Origin of the sequence: Nocardia jejuensis NBRC 103114, from assembly GCF_001613145.1 — a bacterium.
GTDB lineage: Bacteria > Actinomycetota > Actinomycetes > Mycobacteriales > Mycobacteriaceae > Nocardia > Nocardia jejuensis.
The window spans coordinates 54,512-77,140 of record NZ_BDBU01000021.1 but is presented as its reverse complement, the minus strand read 5'-3'; the positions used below and the strand labels follow the sequence as shown (position 1 = coordinate 77,140).

The window sequence follows — 22,629 nt, the reverse complement described above, 5'->3', positions numbered from 1 at the left end:
GGTCGATATTCGCCGACTCAGTCGCGGTTCTGCCGACGGAGCAATTCGTTGACGCTGACGGTGCGGCTGGGGGTCTCGGCCCCGCCGCGGTGCTTGCCCTCGTCGTCCTCTTCTTCCTTGTCGGCGCGCCGCCGCGCCGAGCGCAGGTCCGACATCCACTGCTCGATGCTGCCGCGACCCTCACCGGTCGGCGGCTGATCCTCGACCGAGTGGTGGGTCGGATGCGGTTCCTCGGCAACGGGTTCCGGCGGCGAGGACTCGGAGGGATGCGGCTGGTACAGCTGAGCGCGGGTCGCCGGATGCGGTGCGACCTTCGCCCCCGGGGGCGGCAGCACCCGCTCGGCTCCGATCGGCGGCGACACCCGCTCGGCTCCGGCCGGAGGCGGCGTCGAATCCGCCTGCGGTGCGGGCGAAACCGGCTGCGACACCGACGGCAGCGTGCTCGAACGGTCTCCGGCCGACGGCGGAGTGAACGCGCCGTCCCGAGCCGTGCTGTCCGCCACCGGGTTCGGCGGCGGCACCGCGTCCGAACCTCGATCGGCGGGCGTGACCGGCTGCGCCACGGTGTCTTCGGCATCCGGATCGTCGAACGGCGTCGGGGTGTTCGGGGCCGCCGCCGGTTTCGCAGGGGCGCGCCAGCTCAGCGGCGCCTTCGCGGTCACGGGCGGTGCGGCGGGAGCCTCGAAACCGCTGCCGGACTGTGTGATCGGAGGATTCGGCGGATCGCCCAGCAGCGAGATGAAGTCGGTGGGCTTCCTCGGCGCAGGCGCCGGTGCAGGTACCGGTGTGGAATCCGATTCCGGAGTGTTCCCGGAACCGGTGCCCGACTTGGTGAAGGCGGGTCCGGTCGAGGTCGACGGCGTGACCCCGGTGCCCGGGCGCGCGAGATCCTCACCAGCGGTGGAACGCTGGACACTCTCCGCCGGAGGCCGTGGAGCGCTCGCGGTCCCGGTGGCGCCCTTGGCCGAATCGGTACCGGCCACATTGTCCAGACGCTGGGTCGGGGCCTCGCTGTCGATGGAGATGTTCCGCGCCGGGCGCGGTTTCCGCGACGGCCGGGCCGGCATGGAACCGTCCGCCATGATCGGAATCTGCATCGTCACCGGATCGGTGATCGGCGTGGTCTTCACCAGGTCGACCACCTCGCCGCCGCCGGGACGCTCGTCGTCCAGGATCGGCTCGCCGAGTCCGACCTTCTGCTGGATCCGCTTCATCCAGGCCGGAGCCCACCAGCAATCGTCCCCGAGCAGCTTCATGGTGGCCGGCACCAGCAGCATGCGCAGCACGGTGGCGTCGATGAACAGCGCCGCGACCATGCCGTACGCGATGTACTGCATCATCACCAGATCCGAGAACGCGAACGCGCCCGTCACCACCAGCAGGATCAGCGCGGCCGCGGTGATGATCCGCCCGGTCTGCGCGGTACCGGCCCGCACCGCCTCGGTGGTGCTCGCACCCTGGGTGCGCGCCTCCACCATGCGGGAGAGCAGGAAGACCTCGTAGTCGATGGACAGGCCGTAAATGATCGCGATGATCAGCACCAGCACCGGCGACATGATCGGCTGTGGCGTGAAATTGAGCAGGCTCGCGCCGTGACCGTCGATGAAGATCCAGGTCAGAATGCCGAGGGTGGACCCGAGGCCGAGCGCGCTCATCAGCGCCGCCTTGAGCGGCAGCACCAGTGAGCCGAAGGTCAGGAACATCAGGATCGTGGTGACCAACAGCACCAGCCCGATCATCAGCGGCATGCGGTCGAGCAGCGAATTGACGCTGTCCATCATCATGACCGGCTGACCGGTGACCATGACTTCCGTGCCGTCGGGCACGTCCATCGAGCGCAGATAGGCGACGGTGTCGTCGGCGGTGTCCTGGACCGTGGCGTCGGTGACCCACACGTTCGAGCCGTTCGGCGGTTTGGCCGGAATGCCGAACTGTGCGTTCTTCACCAGTCCGGGAGCCTGATTCGCCTGCTTGAGAATCGCGCCGATGTCCTTGGAATTATCGGTGACGATCACCAACTGGACCGGATCGGACTTGCGCAGCGGGAAGAGCTCGTCGAAGTGCTCCTGCGCCACGCGGGTCACGTTGTCCGGCGGCAGATAGGTCTCGCTGATGCCACCGAACTGCAGGTTCTTGACCGGGATGATGAGCAGCAGCAGGCCGATGGTCAGGGGTATGGCGACCTTCAGCGGGTGCTTCATCACCCACGCGGTCATCTTGCCCCAGAAACCGTTCTCGACCTCGTCGGCGGTCTTGGTCCGGCGAATCCACTTGAGGCCCAGCGCGTCCACGCGCGGACCGAGCACGGCGAGCATGGCCGGCAGCACGGTGAGCGCCGAGATCATCGCCAGCAGCACCGCGGCGATGGTGCCGTAGGCGACCGACTTGAGGAAGCCCTGCGGGAAGAGCAGCATGCCCGCGCTGGCCGCGATGATCATGGTCGCGGAGGAGGTGACGGTGCGACCCGCGGTCATGACCGAGCGGCGCACCGCGGCGCGGGTGTCGTAGCCCTCGGCCAATTCCTCACGGAATCGGCTGACGATGAACAGGCCGTAGTCGATCGCCAGACCGAGACCGATCATCGACACCACGGCGGAGACGAACGAGTTCACCTCGGTGAACTTGGTCAGTCCCATGATGATGCCGTTGGAGGCGAGAATGGTCAGGCCGCCGATGATCAGCGGCAGCGCCGCGGCGACGATACCGCCGAAAATGAAGAACAACAGCAGTGCGACAGCCGGAATCGCCAGCAATTCCATGCGTTTCACGTCGCTGGCGATGGTGTCGTTCAGCGTGAACGCGATCGGCTGCAGACCGGCGACCTCGACCTTGATACCGGGAATCCCGAAGGAGTCCTGGACTTTGCCGTAATTGCGCAGCATGTCGGTGTCGTTGTCGCCCTTGATGGCGACGGTCGCGAATCCGAACTTCTTGTCCTTGCTACCCGCGACATTCGGAATCCACTGGCCCTTATCGGTTTTCCAATAGGCGCCGTTGACTCCGGTGATCTCCGGATAAAGCTTGGGCAGGTTGTTCAGACTGTCGACGACCTTCGCGCTGAACTCCGGATCGTCGATGGTCTTGCCGTCCGGCGCCGTATAGAGCAGTACGACATCGCTGTTGTGATCGCGGCCGTAGACCGAATCCTTCAGTTCCGCAGCCTTCGTCGACTGCGACGTGGGATCGAACCAGCCGCTGGAGCTGAGATGGTCTTCCAACCCGAGCCCGAAGACTCCGAGCCCGAGCATGCCTGCCACCACCACACCGAAGACGGTGAAGCGCAGCTTGTAGACCAGGTCGCCCCAGCGGGTGAACACTAAGCGACTCCTTGAGCGGGGCGGGAGGTGAGCAGAGCGGACAGCGGCCGGAACGGCTGCAGCCAAGCACCCTCGTCGGGCAGCGAATCGAGGCTCACCCGCGGGAGCGGTTCGCGGAACACGCCCGGGATGTCCTCGAGATCGATGAACTCGAGAATATCCGACGTGACGGCCCAACTCGCGTGCTCGCGGAAACCGAGCACCTGAACAGGCACGCCGGTGGCGGCGATCGCCTCGAGCGGCGCGCGGAACGCCTGCCCGTCGGCGGAGGCCACCATGATTCCGGCCAGGCCGGCGCCGCGGCGACGGAGCTCGATATGCCCGAGCATGTCGCTGTCGACATCGGAGTCTTCGTCGATCTTGGGCTTGGCGAAGACGGCGTAGCCGACATTGCGCAGCGCTTCGACCCACGGCCGAACGACATCCGCGGTGCCGGGGGCGATATTGGTGAAGACGGTGGCTTCGGGTTCGACGCGCTGCGTGCTGCCCACCGACAACTGCGCGGTGCGCGCGAGCAGCCAGCGGCCGAGTGCGTCGAAGCGAGGGCGATAGGCCGCGGTGGGCCGTCCGCCGAGGATTGCGCCGAGACCCATATCGAGGTTAGGTGCGTCCCAGACCAACAGAACGCGACGGACATCATTTGTGGTGCCGCCGAGGGCCGGGGTGCCGGTTAGTTCCGACGAAGAGGTGCCGTGCATTATTTCGGCAACATCCGCGACCTCCGGGGCCATTTCACTGACACTCATGATTCGATCTTCCCCCAGATGAACTCCGTGATGGCGCTACCCGCGCGGAGTCCTTTGTTTTCGAACTTGGTAATCGGACGTTCGAAACCGATCGGTGCGTTTTCACGGTACTCGTCCGAGTTTCCCCCGGTGACCTCGTTGAGGCCGATGAACTGGGACTCTCCCGCGCCGACCTCGGCAATGTGCTCCGCGTAATCCGCGTGGTCGGTCGCGACATGCAGCACGCCCCCCGGGCGCAGCCGACTCGCGATGAGAGTCATGGTCGCGGGCTGCAACAGCCGTCGCTTGTGGTGGCGCGCCTTGGGCCACGGGTCCGGAAAGAACACTCGGACACCTGTCAGCGATTCGGGAGCAACCATGTTTTCGAGAACGTCGACCGCATCACCGCGCAACAACCTGATGTTCTCGATGTTCTCGCGCTCGATGCGCTGCACCAGCTGAGCCAGACCCGGTGTGTACACCTCGATGCCGACCAGATTGAAATCCGGCTCGGCCTGCGCCATGGCCGCCGTCGCAGTGCCGGTGCCACAGCCGATCTCGATGATCAGCGGCGCGGTGCGCCCGAACCAGGCGTCCGCGTCGAGGGGTTCGTCGGCGACGTCGCGGCCGATACTCGGCCACATCTTGTCCCACGAGCGCTGCTGCGTCGGCGTCAGCGCACTGCGGCGCGCACGGAAGCTGGTGACTCGCGGGTAGAGGCGGTTCCCGCCGTGGTGATCCGCATCACCGGTGGTGTCGGCGGACCGCGGTCCGGGGACTGGCTCGGCAGTGTGGTTCGCGGCGTCGTTCACGGCATCCATTGTCCAGTATCGAATGGTTAGCGCAGCAATCGACCACGTGTTACCGCACACGCCGGCACTCAGGCTGCCAGGTCGGACACCTTGCCGGCGGCAGGTCCCGGCTCATCACGCAGCGACCTGCCGAACGTGACACGCATTGCGGTAGTTGCCATTTCCACCATGCTGCGCCAGTGCGCCGGAGCCAGTGCGACCGACCAGACGGTCTTGGTGGAGGGGGCGGGCAGCGGCTTGCCGGCGATGCGATCCGCCAGCCAATCCAGACTCATCGGCGTCGCCAGCGGCAGCAGCGAGAAGTGCTCGCTGAGCCGGTCCCGCACGTACCAGACCGCGGCACCCGCGTCCCGGTACCGCGCCACCTGACCGTCGATGCCGTCCACCCCGATGATCTGGTCATGTACGGGTTGCACCACCAGCACCGGGCAATCCGGAGCGGAGTTGCCGAGCCGGATATCGTCGAACATCGGCTCCAACTGCGGCAGCACCTCCGCGAGCGGGCGCTGCAGATAGCTGTCCAGGCGCTTGCCGACCAGCAGCGGCAGCGCCGCGATCGGACCCAGGCCGGCCATCCGGGCGAGAACCTCGCGGCCCGCGTCGGTGAAATCGTTGCTGACCACCTCGGCCAGCTCCGGATAGATCTTGTGCAGGGCCGCGATCACGATCGCGGGGAATCCCGCGTACATGCCGCCGTTCAACCGGAGGAAGACCTCGCGCGGATCGCCCACGGGCGCGCCCAGCGCCGCGCCGACGATATTCAGCTCGGGCGCGTACACCGGAGCCATCTCGATGGTCCACGAACTGGCCATTCCGCCACCGGAATAACCCCACACCGCGATCTTCGTATCGGGGCGCAGACCCAGCGGGGCGAAACGCAGCGCCGCGCGCACGCCGTCCAGGGTCCGGTACCCGGGTTCGCGGGCCGCGCCGAAACCTCCGCCGAGCCCTTCGTGATCGGCGATCGAGACCGCCCAGCCGCGCCGCAGCGCGTTCGCCACCAGCAGCCATTCCAGCTGGGTCACCGAACCGGGCGCGAGAGCGCCGCGCTGTAGCGCGTAGGAGGGCGCGCAGCGATCGGTCACCGCGTCCATGGCCGACCCGAACGCCAGCAGCGGGCGCCGCGAATCGGGCGCCGCGCCCTCGGGCAGCAGGACGGTGGTCAGGGCGGCCTCGGGGCGGCCGTGCAGATCGCTACTGCGATAGAGCAATTGCCACGCCGTCACGCGCTGCGGAACCAGGCCCAGCAACGCGACCTCGACCGGGCGCTGCCGCAGGATCGTGCCCGGGGCGTGCCCGGCGAACCCGGCGGGCGGCTGGAAGAACGGGTCCAGGCTCGGCGGCAGCGGGCGCGCGGACTCCTGTGTGCGCCGGGTGACGGCGGTTCTCGCCAATCCGCCGAGCCGATTCATCCGGCCGGGCGCACTGCTCATCACGGGGGCAGGCGATCGGCCGTGCGCGGGATCCACAGCGTCGGTGCTCCCGATGACGTCCGCGGTGACGGTCATCGCTCTACTCCCTCGTCGACTCCGGCCGCCGGTCGAAGGGCACCGTCGACACCGTGCATCGGCACAAGCACCGACCGGATCGAAACCCTAGGGGAATACGGACTGTCTGTGAAGAGCAGTTGCATCGAATTGTTTTGCGGCACAGGTCGACCCGCTTCGTGTTTGTCTCACTCACCGGATACGGCGGTGGTGAGAACGGGGTTCGATCGGATCGGGCGCGGGGGCCGAGCGACTGCCGTCGTGTGCCAATTCCGCGGCGTCCCGGCACGATCCGTGCCGTCGGTCGCGGTATGCCCGTGGCAGCTTTCGCGTGCGCCCTAGGCTGCCGGGATGTCGTCGGCCGGAGTGCGTGCTCGCACCGTGGTTTTCGAAGGATCGCGCAGGTGAGCGCGCCGCGGGAGCGACACGCGCCGACACCCCGGATCCAAGTGACCGGTAGGGCGCGCGCGGGCAGGAGCACCGTTCGAAACGCGTTGTCGCTGCTGTCCGCCGAGGAAACCGCACCCGTCGACGACCCCTGCGGTCCCGTGCCGACTCTGGACGCCGATCTCATCGTCTACGTTCTGCCCGGCACCCTGCACCCGGTCGATCGCCGCCTGCTGGCCACACTCCCCGCCGACCGGACCCTTGTGGTTCTCAACAAAGCCGATGCCATCGGCACCCGCTGGTCCGACGCGGCCGCCACCGCCGAAACCCACACCGAATCCCTCGGCATGCCCACGTTCCCGTTGGTCGCGACCCTGGCAACCCGCACGCGCACAGGCACTTTCACTCCGGCCGAGTTGTCGACGCTGATCGGTCACCGCACCCGCCCCGATCCGCCCTTCACCCTCACCGGCGACCACTTCACCGCGCCGGGTCTGGCTCCCGACTCCACCGCCCGCCGAGACCTCCTGGCCGACTGGACCCTCTACGGCATCTCCTGCGCCCTCGCCGCCCTGCGCCACGACCCCGGCCTGACAGCGCGCGTTCTCCTGCAGATCCTGCACTCCGCCAGCGGCATAGATCCCCTTCACGAAGAATTCCACCGCCGCTACGAACAGGCCACCACCCGACTCCGGCGGTGATCGCTCGCGCCCGCCAAGCCGACGCCGACCTCGGAAACGAATACGCGGTACCGGTCCCCGAACCCTCTCCAGCCGATAGGCCGAACGTGCCCGATTCGCCGAGCGCCGCCGAACTACCCGGAACCGAACCCGGTCAGTCGAGTTCGTTGAGATTGCCCCCGTTGGATCGCGGTCCGTCTCCGGGGCCCGCGGCGCACGGTGCGAATCGCGTGCCCCCGACCGGAGCCGCCGTGCCCGCCGAGGTGGAATCGGCGCGGTCGTCCCTGTCCCTTCCCGAACTCGACAGATCGTCGAGCGTCACGTCGCACGGCGATCCCGAATCCGGCACACCGGCCGACATGCGTGGCACACCGCCTGTCCGCACAGCCGAAACCGGCCGCCCGCTCGCGGATTCCGGCGGCGCGATGTCCGGGCCGAGCGAGTTCCCGGGCGGCGGGCCGGCGGGGCGCGAGTCATCAGCGCGCGGTGGCGTGGTCGACGGGATCGAGTCGGCGAGAACCGGGCTCACCGTCGCGGCGGAAACGGTTGTGGCTCGCTGGAATCCGCACGGGCTGGCGCTGCTGAACGCGATGTCGGGTCAGGAGCGAACGAAATCACAGGCGGTGGCACTGATCAGCGGGGACGACGCGACGACGATGCTGTTGCGGGTCGAGCTCGCGAAGTTCGTGCCGCACATCCCATTCGGTCCGGGGCGCGATGGATTCGGTGACCCGGCGGCGGAGCCGGGAGCCGGGGCGGTGTGCCCGGTGGCGCTGGTCGTTCTGGACGCGGGGGCCGTCGTGGGGGCGGAGATGATCGGGGTGGTCGAGCGGTTGCGGGGCGAAGGGGCTCGGGTCGTGCTCGCGCTGGAGGGGATTCACGCGCACGAGGACTGGGAGGGGGTGCTGGCACGGGACGTGACGTTGCTGGGGGAGCCTGTGGTTCCGGTGTCCGGGCGGATGGCGGCGGTCGGGCGCGGGTGCGGGGACGCGGCGCTGGCGGATCGGGCGGGAGTGGGGTTGTTGCACGCGCGGCTGGTCGAGGCGATGGGGGCGGGCGCGGCGGGTGATCAGGTGGACATCGTGCGGCAGCGGGTGGTGCGGGAGACGCGGCGGCGGATCGAGGTGGAGCTCGGGAAGTTGAGGGGTGGTGAGGATGTGGCGGGTCTGCGGGAGGAGCGGGCGGCGCTGCTGGCCGTCGGAGACGGCGGCCGTGGAGTCGGGATGGGAATGCTGCGCAATCGGCTGCATCTGGCGCGGGTGGACCTGGTGCACGAGGTGGGAAGCCGGGTGCGCGGCCTGAACGCCGCACTGCGCGGGGAGATCGATCGGCTGGGAAGAACAGAACAGGAGGGGTTTCCGCAGCGATTATCGGAATCAGTGGAAAAACTCACACGTGAAATAGATCGCGCGAGTCGAGTGCGGCTCGGCGAGTTGAGCCGCCAGCTGGAGGAATCGGTCGGCGGGGCGGAATCCGAGTCGAACACGGGGGGCTCGCGAGGCGCCGACGGGTGGGCCTCGGAGATTGTGGGATCGCGGAGCGAGGCTGGTGGAGAGGGCTTTTCGTCCCTGCGGATGGCCGCCGAACCGGGTCCGCGCAGCCGGGGTGTCGAAGATCATCTGATGATCGCGCTGGGCGCGTCGGCGGGGTTCGGGCTGGGTCGATTGGTGGTGTCGCCGCTCGCCCTGCTGCAGGCCCTGGAATACGCGATCGTTCCGGTCAGTCTTCTCCTCGGTGCCGCTGTCGCCGGGTGGGTGGTGCGGGCGCGCGGGCAGCTCGCGGATCGGTCCCACCTGCAGCAATGGGTGGCCGACACGCTGGTGAACGTCAAAGCGCAATTGGAACAACGGGTCGCGACCGCCCTGGTAGAGGCCGAGGAGCGGCTGACCGATCGGATCGTCGCCGCCACCACGGCCCGCATGATCGAAACAGACCGTCGGGTAGGGGAATTGGAGGCGCAATTGCGTCAAGCGGCCCAGCGGCGACCTGCGCTTTCGTCGGCGTGTGAACGTGACCTGATCGCGCTCGAATTCGTATAGCCGCTGGTCGGAGGTTTCGACCCGGTACCGACTGGACAACCCGATTCCATACGCCGGGATATATGGCGTTAACCTCTATGGCAGGAACCTGGGCGTCCGCCTCGACCTTGTACGCCGTCCATCCGGGACGTGCTACCGGCAAGACGGGCGGGGGCCTTGCCGCAATTGGTGGCACTCGGTGTCGCGGGCTAGGTCGAACGCCCAGCTCGAGCCGCCCCGAGCCGCCCATCTCAGGAGAGTTTTCATGACCTCAGCGACCATTCCTGGTCTTCACGATGGCACCGCGCCCACCGAGCACAAGGAACTGCTTGCCTGGGTACAGGAGGTCGCAGAACTCACCCAGCCCGATCGCGTGGTCTGGGTCGACGGCTCCGAGGAAGAGGCTGTGCGGCTCTCCGAGCAGCTCGTCGCGGCCGGCACGTTCAAGAAGCTGAACGAGCAGAAGAAGCCGAACTCGTACCTGGCCCTGTCCGATCCCTCCGATGTCGCGCGTGTCGAATCCCGCACGTACATCTGTTCCCGCAACGAGTCCGACTCCGGCCCGACCAACAACTGGGTCGAGCCCTCCGAGATGCGCGCCACCATGACCGAGCTGTACCGCGGCTCGATGAAGGGCCGCACCATGTACGTGGTGCCGTTCTGCATGGGCCCGCTCGGCGCCGAGGACCCCAAACTGGGCGTGGAACTCACCGACTCCGAGTACGTCGTGGTCTCGATGCGCGTGATGACCCGCGCCGGTGCCGCCGCGCTGGAGAAGCTCGGCACCGACAAGCCGTTCGTGAAGGCGCTGCACTCGGTCGGCGCTCCGCTGGCCGAGGGCCAGGCCGACGTGCCGTGGCCGTGCAACGACACCAAGTACATCACCCACTTCCCCGAAGACCGTGAGATCTGGTCCTACGGTTCGGGTTACGGCGGCAACGCCCTGCTGGGCAAGAAGTGCTACTCGCTGCGCATCGCCTCGGCCATGGCGCACGACGAGGGCTGGCTCGCCGAGCACATGCTCATCCTCAAGCTGATCTCGCCCGAGAACAAGGCCTACTACATCGCCGCCGCGTTCCCGTCGGCCTGTGGCAAGACCAACCTCGCCATGCTGCAGCCGACCGTCCCGGGCTGGCGCGCCGAGACCCTCGGTGACGACATCGCGTGGATGCGCTTCGGCAAGGACGGGCAGCTCTACGCCGTCAACCCGGAGTTCGGTTTCTTCGGCGTCGCGCCGGGCACCAACCACTCGTCCAACCCGAACGCGATGGCGACCATCGACGCCGGCAACACGGTCTACACCAACGTGGCGCTGACCGATGACGGCGACGTGTGGTGGGAGGGCCTCGAGGGCCATCCCGACCACCTGATCGACTGGAAGGGCAACGACTGGTACGAGCGCGAGTCCGAAACCCTCGCCGCGCACCCGAACTCGCGCTACTGCACCCCGATGTCGCAGTGCCCGACCCTGGCGCCGGAATGGGACGACCCGCAGGGCGTGCCGATCTCGGCCATCCTGTTCGGCGGCCGCCGCAAGACCACCATCCCGCTGGTGACCGAGTCGTTCGACTGGCAGCACGGCGTGTTCATGGGCGCGACCCTCTCCTCGGAGCAGACCGCCGCCGCCGAGGGCAAGGTCGGCACCGTCCGCCGCGACCCGATGGCCATGATCCCGTTCCTGGGCTACCACGTCGGTGACTACCTGGGCCACTGGGTGAACCTGGGCAAGAACGCGGACGCGAACAAGCTGCCGAAGATCTTCTACGTCAACTGGTTCCGCCGTGGCGACGACGGCCGCTTCCTGTGGCCCGGATTCGGCGAGAACTCCCGCGTACTGGAGTGGATCGTCGGCCGCATCGAAGGCACCTCCGGCGCCCAGCCCACCCCGATCGGCAATGTGCCGGTCGCCGGTGACCTGGACCTCGAGGGCCTGGACGTGAACCCCGCCGACGTCGACGAGGCGCTGCGGGTCGACGCCGAGGAGTGGAAGCGCGAGATTCCGCTGATCGAGGAGTGGTTCGAGTTCGTCGGCGAGAAGCTGCCCTCGGGCGTGCGCGACGAGTTCGAGGCCCTGAAGGAGCGCCTGGCCTGAGCGCCACGCCCTGAGCTCCGAAACGGCCCGCACCTTCAAGGTGCGGGCCGTTTCGCTTCGGGGGCCAGTCGGGGGTTATTCGAGTTCCGTCCAGAACTGGTGCAGACGGTCGGCGAGTTCGATCGGCCTGCTGAGCATCACGCAGTGGCTGCCGTCGATTTCGTCGGGTGCGAAGCCGAGTCGCTCGATCACCAAGGGGCGCATGAACTCCGGCGGGAAGAAGTGGTCGTCGCGGCAGAGCAGGAAGCGGGTCGGGACATCCGGCCAGGCGTCCAAGGGGATCGGCAGCTCGGCGTTCGCCTCGGTTTGGTCGCGCCCGTGCTTCATGGAGTCGGCCGCCAATTCGGGTGGGACATCGTGCAGGAAGGCGTCGATCATCTCCTGCTCGGTGTCCATCTTGATCCCGAGCGCGCTGTGCCCGCTGCCGGACCACCAGTCGCCCGGGGCCTGTCCCGGAACCGGAATCATGGCGCTCAGCAGAATCAGGAGGTCGACGTCGGTGCGCGCGGCCACCACGGGCGCGGTGAGACCACCGAACGAATGCGCGACCACGACGACGTTCGAGGCGTCCCCGAGCCCGGCGATCACCGCGTCGGCGTACTCGGAGATGCCGGTCGACGGATCCTCGATCGGCAGATCCACCGCGATGACGCGGTGCCCGTGCTCGCGCAGCCGGGGCTCCACCAGATGCCAGTCCCACGAACTGCTGCCGCCACCGTGAATCAGGACAAAGGTCGCGCTGCCGTCGGACTTCATGCGAATGATCCTCTGCGCTCGAACGATCCGGTCACGGGCCAGCGTAACGAGGACCGCCGACAGATCCCGCCCGCTGAACAGGCGACAGGTTCACCCACGGAGCGTCCGAACACCGATCCGCGCAGCCCCGCGCGGCTGGCCGGTCCGCAAGGGGCTCGGCACACGACGCGTGAACGTCGCCTGCCCGCGTGACTCGCAGGAACCGGTATCCGTGCAAGCGGGCGGCCGCACCGAATCGGTGCGGCCGCCCGGAGTTGCGTTGCGGCGCCGAGGCCTTACGAGCCGAAGGGCATGAGCAACGACTTCTGCTCGCAGTAGGCATCCAGGCCCTCGGGGCCGTTCTCGCGGCCGATGCCGGAGGTCTTGTAGCCGCCGAAGGGCGCGCACGGATCGAAGGCGTACCAGTTGATGGCGTAGGTGCCCGTGCGCACCTTGGCCGCGACGGCGGCGCCGTGCTCGATATCGGTCGTCCAGACCGAACCGGCGAGGCCGTAGTCGCTGTCGTTGGCGATCGCGATGGCCTCCTCCTCGGTGTCGTAGGGCAGCACCGAGAGCACCGGGCCGAAGATCTCCTCGCGCGCGATGGTCATGGTGTTCGAGACATCCGCGAAGACGGTCGGCTCGAGGTAGTAGCCGGGCAGGTTGTCCGGGCGGTTGCCACCGGTCAGCAGGCGAGCGCCCTCGTCCTTGCCCTTGGCGATGTAGCCCTCGACGCGTTCGCGCTGCGCCTTGGAGATCAGCGGGCCCAATTGCGCCGCCGGATCGTCGGGCAGACCCACGGGGAAGGCGCGCACGGATTCCAGCAGGGAGTCGATGATCTCGTCATAGCGTGAGCGCGGAGCGAGGATGCGGGTCTGCGCGACGCAGGCCTGCCCGCTGTTCATCAGCCCGGCGAACGCGAGCTTGGGCATCTCGGCGATGTCCATGTCGGGCAGGAGGATCGCGGCCGATTTACCGCCGAGCTCCAGCGAGCAGCGCTTGAGCTGACTGCCCGCCAGCGCGGCGATCTTGCGGCCGACGGCGGTGCTGCCGGTGAAGGTCACCTTGTCCACGCCGGGATGCGAGACCAGATACTCCGCGACCTCGGCCTCGGCGGGCAGTACCGACAGCACGCCCTCGGGCAGCCCGGCCTCGGTGAACAGGTCGGCCAGCAGGTTGGCGGCCAGCGGCGTCAGCGGCGCGGGCTTGAGCACCACGGTGCAGCCGGCGAGCAGGGCCGGGGCGAGCTTGTTGACCGCGAGGAACAGCGGCACGTTCCAGGCGATGACGGCCGCGACCACACCGATCGGCTCGCGCGAGACCCGGCTGGTGCCGAAGATGCCGGTGCGGGTTTCGGTCCAGGGGAAGGCTTTTCCGAGTCCGGCGTAGAAATCGAGGGTGGCGCGGGCGGGCACATAGTTGAGGGTGCCCGCGGCCATGGCGGGTGCGCCCATCTCCGCGGACAGGGCCGCGGTCAGATCGCCGGAGCGCTGGTCGAGCAGGGCCACGACGCGGGCGAGCAGTTCGGCGCGCTCCTCGGGCGGGGTCGAGGGCCACGGGCCGTGATCGAAGGCCTGACGTGCGGCGGTGACCGCGGCATCGACGTCGGCACGGGTGGGGGCGGGGACGCTGCCGACGGTTTCGAGGGTGGCGGGCGAGACGACGCTGATGGTGTCGGTGCCGGCCGGCGCGGTCCAGCGGCCGCCGATGAACAGACTCTGGTACTCCATGAGAACACGTTACAGTTTTGCCTCGACGATTGTCTGTACCGTAGTCCGGACCAGCGTCCCGCTGAGTGGGATTTCTTCGGAGGCACAGTCGATTCCGGCGAATGGGTCGTCGCGTGCCGCCTGATTCGAATCGCGACGCGCGCAGGGCGCGGCGCGCCGAACGGAGTATTCGGCGTGCGGTTCGCAATTCGGTTCGCGCGGCGGTGGCTTATGCTCTGCGTGGCTTTCGCTTTCCCGCCGATCTGGTCGGTTGCTAAAAATTAGCTCTTGGTACGCTTGTTGCCGCGACCTTTCTCCACTCTCTTGTTCCGCGGTGACCGCTGTTTCGTTACTCGAAGGGTGGCCGAATGAGCATGACCAATGTGGACATCGATGCTTTCAGTTTCTCCGGGATAACTGAAGTCGATTCGATGCCTGTCAGTACGCCGATGCAGCGGGCTGCGAGCCAGTTGCAAAGGGTGCTGCCGCCGGGTTGGCGAGTGGAGGTCGCGGAGGTTCCCCCGCCGTCGGACCGCCTCGGCCAGCCGGTGTTGCGTTTGGTCCCGTCTCAACTCCGGTAGTCGCCGGAAATACTGCGCCGCAATAGTTCCCGCACACTCTTGGCTATCGCCTGGCATCCTGAATAATCGAATTCCAACCTGTCGGTTCGCTTTTCGTGAAACGCACTATTGCATTCGGCACCTGTAGCGAGCATGCTTTATAGCTATCGTGGATAGCTCGCTCAGATGTGAACCGTTATCGCACAGGGGAGTCCGAGTCATGGCATTGCAAGTTGTCGGTCGATCGCTGATGACCAGTGATCTCACCCCGCACCAGGCGAAAAGCGTCGGCATCGGAGGTTGGGTGGTCTCGTTCCTGCCCGGGCGCACGCTCACCACGGCGCAGGCGACCGCCGCGCTACAGGCGGCCGAGGCGGTAGCTGCGGTGAACGCGCTGGCGTGCCAGGTCGGTCTGACCGCGATGGAGACGGTCGGGCTGGCTACCCAGGAGTCACCGTGGGGCGAACAGGAACGGCACGACGGTTTACGCCGATTCTGGCGCCGCGGCAGATTCGAGCGCTGAGACCGATTCGCCCGGAGTCGTATTCGATTCGGTCGCAGTGTCTTTCGCTCGCTTGGTGGCCACCACCACCAGATTGCTGACCAGCACCTCACGCAGGCCCGGCACCCGCACCATCCACCACGCCCAGCGCGGATGGTAGCGGGGAAATACCGCGAGCACCTCGACGTCGTCCGGAGTCGCGTCCGCCCAGCGCAAGCCCTCGGCCGCGCGCACCGCGAACAGCGACTTCCCGAATCTGTTCTTCGGCTCGCGCCCCCGGGTGCGCAGATATCGCCGGGCCGCGTATTCACCGCCCAGGTAATGCCACGGTCCGGTTTCGTGGCCGCCGAACGGACCCAGCCAGACGGTGTACGAGAAAACCATCAGACCGCCCGGCTTGGTCACCCGCAGCATTTCATCGGCCATTACCCACGGCTGGGGCACATGCTCGGCCACATTCGAGGAAATGCAGACATCGACCGCGTCATCGCGGAAAGGCAGCGCCATTCCCGAACCGCGCACCGAACCGGCGACGCGCAGACCGGCCGCGTGCATTTCCGACGGATCCGGTTCTACCGGGACATAGCGGGCACCTTCGCGGTCGAATTCGTCCGCGAAATAGCCCGGCCCGCCGCCCACGTCCAGCACGATGGTGCCGCGCAGCGAACGTCCGGCGAGATCACGGTAGAAGTCGCTCACCAACTCGGCCGTATCCACGGCCACGCCACCGTAGAAGCGGGCCGGATCGGTCTGCTCGAACCGGAAACTGCCGAGCAACCGTAGCGACCTGCGCAGCGTCGCCCGGCGGGCGAAACGCGGGCGTCTCACGGCGCGGCGCAATCCGGCGTGCTCGGCTCGAAGCATGGCGGCCAGTCTGACACAGCCGCGCGGTGCCCCCGCGCCTGCCGTACCCGGCCGGGAAGCCGCAGAACCCCCGGTGGACGGCCGGGCTCGGGCGGGATGGGGTGTTACATCGCCGGGCGCTGCGCCGATGGGCATATCAGGTCCGCTGAACGCTGGTGGTCCGGCAATCGAACTCGGCCTATATTGTGGAGCCCGTTGTCTGTCCGTCCCCCGAAAAGTGACCTTGGAGATCTGCCCGTGCGTGAAGTGCTGCTGCTGTGCTGGCGCGACACCGGGCATCCGCAGGGCGGGGGCAGTGAACGGTACCTGGAGCAGGTCGGGGCGCAATTGGCGGCTCGTGGCGTGAAGGTCACCCTGCGTACCGCCCGGTATCCGGGCGCGGTCAAGCGGGAACGGATCGACGGCATCGAGATCAGTCGCGGCGGCGGGCCGTACACCGTGTACCCGCGCGCGCTGGCCGCCATCGCGTTCGGCCGGATCGGGCTCGGACCACTCCGGGGTCTGCGCCCGGACGCGGTGATCGACACCCAGAACGGCATTCCCTTCTTCGCCCGCGCCGCGGCCCCCGCACCGACCGTGGTGCTCGTGCATCACGGGCACCGCGAGCAGTGGCCCGTCGCCGGCCGATTGATCGGCCGGATCGGCTGGTGGATCGAATCCCGGCTCTCGCCGCGCGTGCATCGCGACAATCAATATCTGACGGTGTCGCTGCCGTCGGCGGAGGAGCTCACCGCGCTCGGGGTGGCCGGAACGCGAATCGCGGTGGTGCGCAACGGCGCCGAGCCCGTTCCCGCGCGCGTGCCCGCCGGGAGCGACGCCACCCGCACCGCGCATCCGAGCATCGTGGTGCTGTCGCGGCTGGTGCCGCACAAGCAGATCGAGGACGCCATGGCGGTGGTCGCGGGCCTGCGCGCCCGCGTGCCCGGGCTGCACCTGGACGTGATCGGCGACGGCTGGTGGGCGGACAACCTGCGCACGCACGCCCGTGACCTGGGCATCGCCGATGCCGTCACGTTCCACGGCCACGTCGAGGAAGACCGCAAACACGAACTCCTCGCCCGCGCCTGGGTGCACGTCCTGCCCTCCCGCAAGGAGGGCTGGGGCCTGGCGGTCATCGAGGCCGCCCAGCACGGCGTCCCCACCGTCGGCTACCGCAGCTCGCGCGGCCTCACCGATTCCATCGTGGACGGGGTCACCGGCCTGCTGGTCGATGACGCCGCCCAGCTCACCGAGGCCGTGGGTGACCTCCTGGACAACCGGGAAGCGCGCACCGTCCTGGGGGAGAAGGCCCGCGCCCGGGCGCGCGAATTCTCCTGGGAGCAAACCGGAAACGGTGTCTTCGACGTGCTGTCCGCCGTCGCCCGCGGTGAGCGGGTATCGGGACTGGTGGCGGTCACCCCCTCGACCGTGTAGGTCGCATCGTTCGGCGTGCGGGCCATCGCGCGCGCCGACCTCACGACGTGCGAGGATCAGCGCTCGCGAACCGCCGTGTTCCCCGAGGGGCCGGTGCGCCGGAGGCGGACCGCGGTGATCATGGACTGCGGTCCCGTTCAGCCGCGCGGATTACGGGACGCGCCGGTCGGTGCTCGCTTACACTATGCCGCAGCAGTTTTCATGCTCGAGGGCTAGCGCGCCGGCCGGATCGCTTGTCCCACATCGGTTTCGGCCGCCCGCCGACTCCACGCTCGCCCGAAGGCCGCCGCGAGGCCGGACAGCAGCAGCGCGCCCCACACCAGGTGGGCGATGCCCGAACCCCACCGGGCCGCAGCCGACGCGTCGTGGTCGGCGATGTCACCGGGTACGCGATACAGCCGCAGATCGCGATCCGAGTACACCGGCTTCAGCTGTTCCAGTGTATTTTTCGACTCTCCCAGCGGGCCCGGCGTCCCGGCTTCCACCAGGACCCATCCGACTCCTAGCCGCCCCAGCTCGGTCGCCGATCCGCCGCGAAGCAGCAGCTGCTCGACATCCCGGGCCCGACCACCCTCTCCCGCAACACTTCCCCCGCGCACCGGCAGCTCACCCGTCTGCAACACGTCGTTCGGCAACGTCCGAGGAGCCGGATCCAGCACCGGCGCGCTCCCGGAATACCGGAACTTCCGGAACATCCCGCCGGGCAGCACCGCCACATCCCCGGGACCGTCCACGGCGGCCGCCGCGTGCTCCCATCCGGCCGGATATCGCACCGCCCGCATCGCACCGCCCACCCCGAACCCCAAGTCCGGCAGCGCGATCGACAACAGCACCACGAACACCGCCGCGACGGCACCGACCCGCGCCGCATCCGGCCCCGATCCGGTCCGTCGGGCCGCCACCCACTGCGCCACCGCCCGGCTTCCCGCCGCCGCGCACAACGCGTATGCCGGAACAGCCAGCGCCACATACTTCTGCGTATCGCGAAGCAGCCCGGCCCCCGGCACCTTCGTCACCAGCAGCTCCCCGACCGATATCCCCCACCCGGTGGCCCCGAGCGCGGGCAGCAGCACCGCCGCCACGGCCAACCCCACCAGCACCCGCCCGACCCTGCGCGAATCCTCCGAACTCACTGTCCTCGAGCCGAAGTCGGATCGCACGTCGCCGGTGCCGGCATCCCCGCCGACTTCGCCGCGTGGCTCGCGATCATCGCCGCGCGCGACGATATCGCCGCCATCCCCTCGACCGAGCCGGTGATCGCGGACCTCGTCGCCCCGGCCGATGTCGTGACCGGACGCTGTGCCCGAACGGGATTCGAGGTGGTGACCAGCGTGATCCGGGCTCTCGGGTTCGTCGTGCGGATCGCTGGAGGCAGGTCGGGCCGTCCCTGCGTCGACGCTGGAGAAAGGGGGAACAGTTCGGGGTGCGGCACCGACGTCGCTGGTGTTTGCGGTGGAGGCGGTGGTGCGCGGGCACAGGACGGTGCGGAGGCCGGTGGCGACCAGGGAGAGGAGGAGGGCGGTGCCGATGACGGCGTAGCAGGTGGTGCGGGAGTCGGGGACCGCTGTGCTGTTCCAGATGCCGCCGAGGCCGGCGAGGCTGCCGAGGGTGCCGAGGCAGGGTTCGGCCCGGGCGGCGAAGGCGGCTACGCCGGCCGGGTCGGAGGGTTCGGCTCCTGCTCCGGAGAGCGCGGTCGCCGCCAGCCAGGGCGCGGATGCGGCGATCCACAATGCGATGGTGCCCAACAGGTTCCGGCGTCCGACCAGTAGCAGGGCCACGCATCCGGCGAGGAGAGAACCGGTCGGCGTCAGCCCGGCCGCGGCGAGGCATCCCGCGAGCGCGGCCCAGGTCAGCCATTTCCGCTGGGAGTCAGGGGAATTGACACCGATCTCGTCCGCCGACTGTGAAGATCGCGGATGGATCTGCGTGGGGCTGCCGGACTGCGGAGGCTGGGGATGGATTCGTGTGGGGCTGCCCGAGCGTGAGGATCGGGGATCGATCTTTCCGGTCCCGACCGACTGTGAGGCCTGTGGGTCGATCCGCATGTGCTCGTCCGACCGCGATTCCGATGAGGCCGGGTGTGGCCGCCCGGTTCGGGGTGCGGATCGAGGGTCGGCGCGTAAGCGGTTGGCCAGCAGGGCCGTCCACGGGAGGGCGGCGTAGCCGGTGAGCAGACTCCAGTGGCCCTGCAGGAGGCGTTCGGCGACATAGGGGTTCCAGATGGCGAGCGTGGCGGCCACCAGTTGCGGGGCGAGGGTGACCCCCAGGATTTCGCGGGCGAGAGCGGCAGCACCCCAGCCCGCGAACCAGATCGCGGCTACCAGAATCGTTTTCACGAGCAGGCCGCCGTCGATGACAGGGGAGAGGGCGGCGATCAGAGCGTCCTGGGGCACGGCGCGGGGAGCCGCATCGCCGAGGCCGAGGGCCGAGTCGGTGAGGTAGGAGCGGGGCGTGCTCACCGCGTCACGGAGCAGGAGATAGCCGGGGCGGAGCAGGGGACCGGCCACCAGCAGGGCCAGCAGCAGGCTGTAACCGGCGGGGATCAGCCGGCCTCGACGCTCCGCGTTCACAACCGGCACCCTACGTTCCGCTCGCTCCGAAACCGGGAACCCGCGAAGCGCTTCCGGTCTCCACGTGTGCGGTGCGCAGCGCGAGCGCGGTGATGACCACCGTGGTGACCGCGACCGTCACCGTCGCGATGGTGATCAGCGAGGTCACCGAATGCGCGCAGGTGAGCATGATCCCCACGCCGACAGCGAGACCGATCCAGGTGATCGCGGCGGGAGCGGTGCGATCCGCCGCGATGGCGGACAGCAGCGCGGCCTGCAGGATCGCCAGCAGTGCGCCGTCGAGCGCGAACACCCACAGCACGCCCTGGACCGGCGCGTAGTCCTGACCGGCGAACAGCGGAGCCAGCGGAGCCGCGACCGCCGCCCCCGCCACGGCCACCGCGCCCACCGCCATCAACACCGCGAGCGCCGACCGCACCGCCCGCGCGGAATGCTGCGGCTGCGCCATTCTCGGATAGAGCACCACCCCGACCGCCTGCGGCAGCCAGAACGCGATCTTCGCGGCGATCGCCCCGAGCGAATAGCGCCCGGCATCGTTCTCGTCCAACACGATTCGAGCCACGATCAGATCCGCCGAGGACAACGCCATCAACGCCGCCTGCACCTGCGCCGCCCGGAACACCGGCAGCACCCCCGCGCCATCGATCCGCGAGCGCACCCGCTCCCACCCAGAACCGGAGCTGAGCTCGGCCGGTGCGGATGCCTCATGGTCCGAACCGGTTCGCGACGATTCCTGCAGGTCGACCGCGCGCCGTGCCGCGAGGGCGGCGATCGCGATTCCGGCCGCGGCGGCCCCGAGGGCCGCGGTGGTTCCACCGCCCAGTCCCAGCACGATGAGCGCCGGGGTCACCCGGGCGATGCCCGCACCGCCGAGGACGAGGGCCAGTTCGCGGAAGTGGATGCGCCCCTGCAGGATTCCCTGCTCACCCGACAGCAGCACCAGGATCGGCGCGGCGACCAATGCCGCGATCGAGGCGGTGATGCTCACCTTCAGCACCGCGCTCACGATCGGCGCCAGCGGCACCGCCACCACCGCGACGATTCCCGCGCACCGCAGCGCCAGCGCCCGGGCCGACTCGACACTCGCGCCCCGCACGACCTCCCGGGCCACCACGTTCTGCAGGGCCAGCGCGGGCACCGCACACAGCAGCTGCACCGCCAGCAGACTCGCGAACGGGCTGTACCCCGCGACCCCCAGCCACCGCCCGGCGAGCAACTGCAGCAGATATCCGGCGACATTCGCCGTCATCGCCCCCGCCGTCACCAACGTCAAATCCGCGACCACAGGCAGACGGCGTACAACGGACACGCCCGCAATGCTCCCACCCCCTCCCGCACCTCATCTCCGCACCCCACGGGTATCCCGCCCTCGGCTCGATGCAAGGCCGGGCGCGCAACGAGAAGCGGCCCCGCACCTTCGAAAGGTGCGGGGCCGCTGCGCTGAACAGGGAACGACTAGGGGTTCTTCTTGCCCATGTCGATCTGCTGGGTCTTGCCGATGTCGAACTGCTCCGTGGGGGCGTCGAAGCCACCCGTGCCCGGTCCACCCGGGGTCGGGCCGCCGGCCGGCGCGGGGGCCGCACGACGAACCGGGGGCCGGCCGTTGCCGTTTCCGGAGCCGCCGAGCAGGCCGATCACGATGCCGGCGATCAGGGAGATCACGCCGATGACGCCGAGGATGATCGGCAGGGTGCGCCCGTACAGCGACAGCTTGTCGATGTTCTCCTTGGCCACGGAGATCTGCGACTCGATGGTGTTCTCGTCGAAGACCAGGTGCGACTCGAGGACGTTCACCTCGGGCTTGTCGGCGTTGCGCGCGTAGTACTGGTGCAGCTGCTCGCCACCCTTGATGACGGTGCCGGTGTCCGGCTCGATCCACAGATCGCGCACGTTGGTGTACCAGCGGACCATGGTGACCGGGGTTTCACCGCCCTCGACGCCCCACTTGTCGGCGGGCAGCGACAGCTTGTTGGTCGGCGAGTTCACGACGGTGGAGAGGTCGACGGCCGGGATCGTCTGCTGAAAGTGGTACACCTTCATGCTGTTGATCTCGGTCTCTTCGACGAAGTTGATGTCGTAGGTCTTGCGGGCGTTGAGATCGAAGTACGGGTACGTCTTCTTCTCGGTGCCGATCGGGAAGCGGTACTGCAGACCGGTGTGCTGCACGGCGTCCATGACGGTCTGGCCGCTCTTGTCCACGGTCGAGCCGATGGAGCCGTTGGGGCCGCCGTCGACCTCGTCGACCGGCATGCCGGTCTTGCGGTCCAGGGTCACGCGGTCGATGCTCGCGGTGAGCAGGCCGGTGTCACCCTGCTTGTCGATGCGGCGCAGGGTCTGACCCGCCTGAACTGTCAGTTCCTGGGCGTCCGCGGGATCTTCCACGGTGAGGAACCGCTGCGAGACGAGCTGAACGTTCTGATCCACCTTGGCCGCGCCCGTGGGCGAGGTCAGCGACTTGGCGTCCAGCACCTCGCTCTTGGAGTTCGGATCGCTGGTCGCGATCGTGGTGATCTCCAGGTCCAACGGTGTCTTGGCAAGGCGGCTCACCGTGTAGGTGGGGATCAGGATCGCGGCGACGAGCAGCATCGCACCCAGCCCCACGAGCAGGCAGGCCACCGTCCTTCTGGTACCGGCACTCAGTGCCATGCAGGTTCTCCTCGTCGTCCGAACAGGTCGTTCCAAACAGTGCTGCGGTCGCCGCGCAGCACTCGTGAGCCCCGACACTAACAGTCCGAGGCCTGGCTGGGTCCTCCCGAGG

Annotated in this window: 16 protein-coding genes; 6 read left to right on the top strand and 10 right to left on the bottom strand. The window is 68.5% G+C overall.

Annotated elements, in window-relative coordinates; translation table 11 throughout:
* Positions 1-17 precede the first annotated feature (17 nt).
* The 4 genes from NJ1_RS17035 to NJ1_RS17020 are packed head-to-tail and all read right to left on the bottom strand — an operon-like array spanning position 18 to position 6,362.
* On the bottom strand, positions 18-3,317 hold the full coding sequence (locus tag NJ1_RS17035) for an MMPL family transporter (protein WP_067694905.1): 3,300 nt from the start codon (positions 3,315-3,317) through the stop codon (positions 18-20).
* Positions 3,317-4,063 (bottom strand): NYN domain-containing protein, encoded by a 747-nt coding sequence (locus NJ1_RS17030; RefSeq protein WP_067694902.1) that lies wholly within the window; start codon positions 4,061-4,063, stop codon positions 3,317-3,319. Before NJ1_RS17030 ends, NJ1_RS17035 begins: the two co-directional genes overlap by 1 nt.
* Positions 4,060-4,863 (bottom strand): tRNA (guanosine(46)-N7)-methyltransferase TrmB, encoded by an 804-nt coding sequence (trmB, locus tag NJ1_RS17025; protein ID WP_067694899.1) that lies wholly within the window; start codon positions 4,861-4,863, stop codon positions 4,060-4,062. Before trmB ends, NJ1_RS17030 begins: the two co-directional genes overlap by 4 nt.
* Before the next feature lie 59 nt (positions 4,864-4,922).
* Positions 4,923-6,362 carry a lipase family protein gene (locus NJ1_RS17020; RefSeq protein WP_245717425.1) on the bottom strand — a complete coding sequence of 480 codons (1,440 nt, stop codon included), beginning with the start codon at positions 6,360-6,362 and terminating at the stop codon, positions 4,923-4,925.
* 383 nt (positions 6,363-6,745) lie between these two features.
* Here NJ1_RS17020 and NJ1_RS17015 point away from each other — a divergent pair, with 383 nt between their 5' ends.
* The 3 genes from NJ1_RS17015 (at position 6,746) to NJ1_RS17005 (ending at position 11,518) form a co-directional block, all read left to right on the top strand.
* Positions 6,746-7,429, top strand: a complete 684-nt coding sequence (locus tag NJ1_RS17015; RefSeq protein WP_157574056.1) for a P-loop NTPase family protein — start codon at positions 6,746-6,748, stop codon at positions 7,427-7,429.
* A 209-nt stretch (positions 7,430-7,638) separates the two neighbouring features.
* On the top strand, positions 7,639-9,447 hold the full coding sequence (locus NJ1_RS39195; RefSeq protein ID WP_157574055.1) for a hypothetical protein: 1,809 nt from the start codon (positions 7,639-7,641) through the stop codon (positions 9,445-9,447).
* A gap of 244 nt (positions 9,448-9,691) precedes the next feature.
* Positions 9,692-11,518, top strand: coding sequence for a phosphoenolpyruvate carboxykinase (GTP) (locus tag NJ1_RS17005; RefSeq protein WP_067694893.1), 1,827 nt, complete (start codon positions 9,692-9,694; stop codon positions 11,516-11,518).
* Positions 11,519-11,593: 75 nt separating this feature from the next.
* Here the strand turns inward: NJ1_RS17005 and NJ1_RS17000 are convergent, their stop codons facing one another.
* Positions 11,594-12,274: an alpha/beta fold hydrolase gene (locus NJ1_RS17000; RefSeq protein ID WP_067694888.1), complete on the bottom strand. Its 681-nt coding sequence runs from the start codon at positions 12,272-12,274 to the stop codon at positions 11,594-11,596.
* 275 nt (positions 12,275-12,549) lie between these two features.
* Entirely contained in the window at positions 12,550-13,983 is a 1,434-nt protein-coding gene (locus NJ1_RS16995) for an aldehyde dehydrogenase (RefSeq protein WP_067694885.1), read from the bottom strand.
* A 347-nt stretch (positions 13,984-14,330) separates the two neighbouring features.
* Between NJ1_RS16995 and NJ1_RS16990 the strand changes: the two genes are divergently transcribed.
* Positions 14,331-14,543: a hypothetical protein gene (locus NJ1_RS16990; RefSeq protein WP_067694882.1), complete on the top strand. Its 213-nt coding sequence runs from the start codon at positions 14,331-14,333 to the stop codon at positions 14,541-14,543.
* A gap of 199 nt (positions 14,544-14,742) precedes the next feature.
* Positions 14,743-15,045 (top strand): hypothetical protein, encoded by a 303-nt coding sequence (locus NJ1_RS16985; RefSeq protein ID WP_067694879.1) that lies wholly within the window; start codon positions 14,743-14,745, stop codon positions 15,043-15,045.
* On the opposite strand, the gene NJ1_RS16980 is transcribed toward NJ1_RS16985, so the two are convergent.
* The gene (locus tag NJ1_RS16980; protein ID WP_067694877.1) at positions 15,007-15,888 is read right to left on the bottom strand and encodes a class I SAM-dependent methyltransferase; all 882 of its coding nucleotides are present in this window, start codon (positions 15,886-15,888) and stop codon (positions 15,007-15,009) included. The two genes, NJ1_RS16985 and NJ1_RS16980, sit on opposite strands and share 39 nt — an antisense overlap.
* A gap of 237 nt (positions 15,889-16,125) precedes the next feature.
* Here NJ1_RS16980 and NJ1_RS16975 point away from each other — a divergent pair, with 237 nt between their 5' ends.
* Positions 16,126-17,301, top strand: coding sequence for a glycosyltransferase family 4 protein (locus tag NJ1_RS16975; RefSeq protein WP_067694874.1), 1,176 nt, complete (start codon positions 16,126-16,128; stop codon positions 17,299-17,301).
* A 212-nt stretch (positions 17,302-17,513) separates the two neighbouring features.
* Here NJ1_RS16975 and NJ1_RS40540 read toward each other — a convergent pair whose 3' ends face one another.
* The 3 genes from NJ1_RS40540 to pgfA all read right to left on the bottom strand — a co-directional run bounded on the left by NJ1_RS40540 (position 17,514) and on the right by pgfA (position 22,517).
* A complete protein-coding gene (locus NJ1_RS40540; RefSeq protein ID WP_245717424.1) occupies positions 17,514-19,871 on the bottom strand; it encodes an MmpA family trehalose lipid delivery protein in 2,358 nt (785 codons plus the stop codon).
* A 10-nt stretch (positions 19,872-19,881) separates the two neighbouring features.
* Positions 19,882-21,120, bottom strand: coding sequence for a polysaccharide biosynthesis protein (locus tag NJ1_RS16960; protein ID WP_245717433.1), 1,239 nt, complete (start codon positions 21,118-21,120; stop codon positions 19,882-19,884).
* A gap of 206 nt (positions 21,121-21,326) precedes the next feature.
* Positions 21,327-22,517, bottom strand: coding sequence for a cell envelope lipid trafficking protein PgfA (gene pgfA, locus NJ1_RS16955; RefSeq protein ID WP_067694862.1), 1,191 nt, complete (start codon positions 22,515-22,517; stop codon positions 21,327-21,329).
* Positions 22,518-22,629 lie beyond the last annotated feature (112 nt).

Bases quoted from the DNA above. Each gene is read 5' to 3' on its own strand.
- NJ1_RS16960 (WP_245717433.1), bottom strand. From the start codon at position 21,120: ATGACGGCGAATGTCGCCGGATATCTGCTGCAGTTGCTCGCCGGGCGG.
- NJ1_RS16990 (WP_067694882.1), top strand. From the start codon at position 14,331: ATGAGCATGACCAATGTGGACATCGATGCTTTCAGTTTCTCCGGGATA.
- trmB (WP_067694899.1), bottom strand. From the start codon at position 4,863: ATGGATGCCGTGAACGACGCCGCGAACCACACTGCCGAGCCAGTCCCC.
- pgfA (WP_067694862.1), bottom strand. From the start codon at position 22,517: ATGGCACTGAGTGCCGGTACCAGAAGGACGGTGGCCTGCCTGCTCGTG.
- NJ1_RS16995 (WP_067694885.1), bottom strand. From the start codon at position 13,983: ATGGAGTACCAGAGTCTGTTCATCGGCGGCCGCTGGACCGCGCCGGCC.
- NJ1_RS16980 (WP_067694877.1), bottom strand. From the start codon at position 15,888: ATGCTTCGAGCCGAGCACGCCGGATTGCGCCGCGCCGTGAGACGCCCG.
- NJ1_RS17005 (WP_067694893.1), top strand. From the start codon at position 9,692: ATGACCTCAGCGACCATTCCTGGTCTTCACGATGGCACCGCGCCCACC.
- NJ1_RS16985 (WP_067694879.1), top strand. From the start codon at position 14,743: ATGGCATTGCAAGTTGTCGGTCGATCGCTGATGACCAGTGATCTCACC.
- NJ1_RS17030 (WP_067694902.1), bottom strand. From the start codon at position 4,063: ATGAGTGTCAGTGAAATGGCCCCGGAGGTCGCGGATGTTGCCGAAATA.
- NJ1_RS17020 (WP_245717425.1), bottom strand. From the start codon at position 6,362: ATGACCGTCACCGCGGACGTCATCGGGAGCACCGACGCTGTGGATCCC.
- NJ1_RS17000 (WP_067694888.1), bottom strand. From the start codon at position 12,274: ATGAAGTCCGACGGCAGCGCGACCTTTGTCCTGATTCACGGTGGCGGC.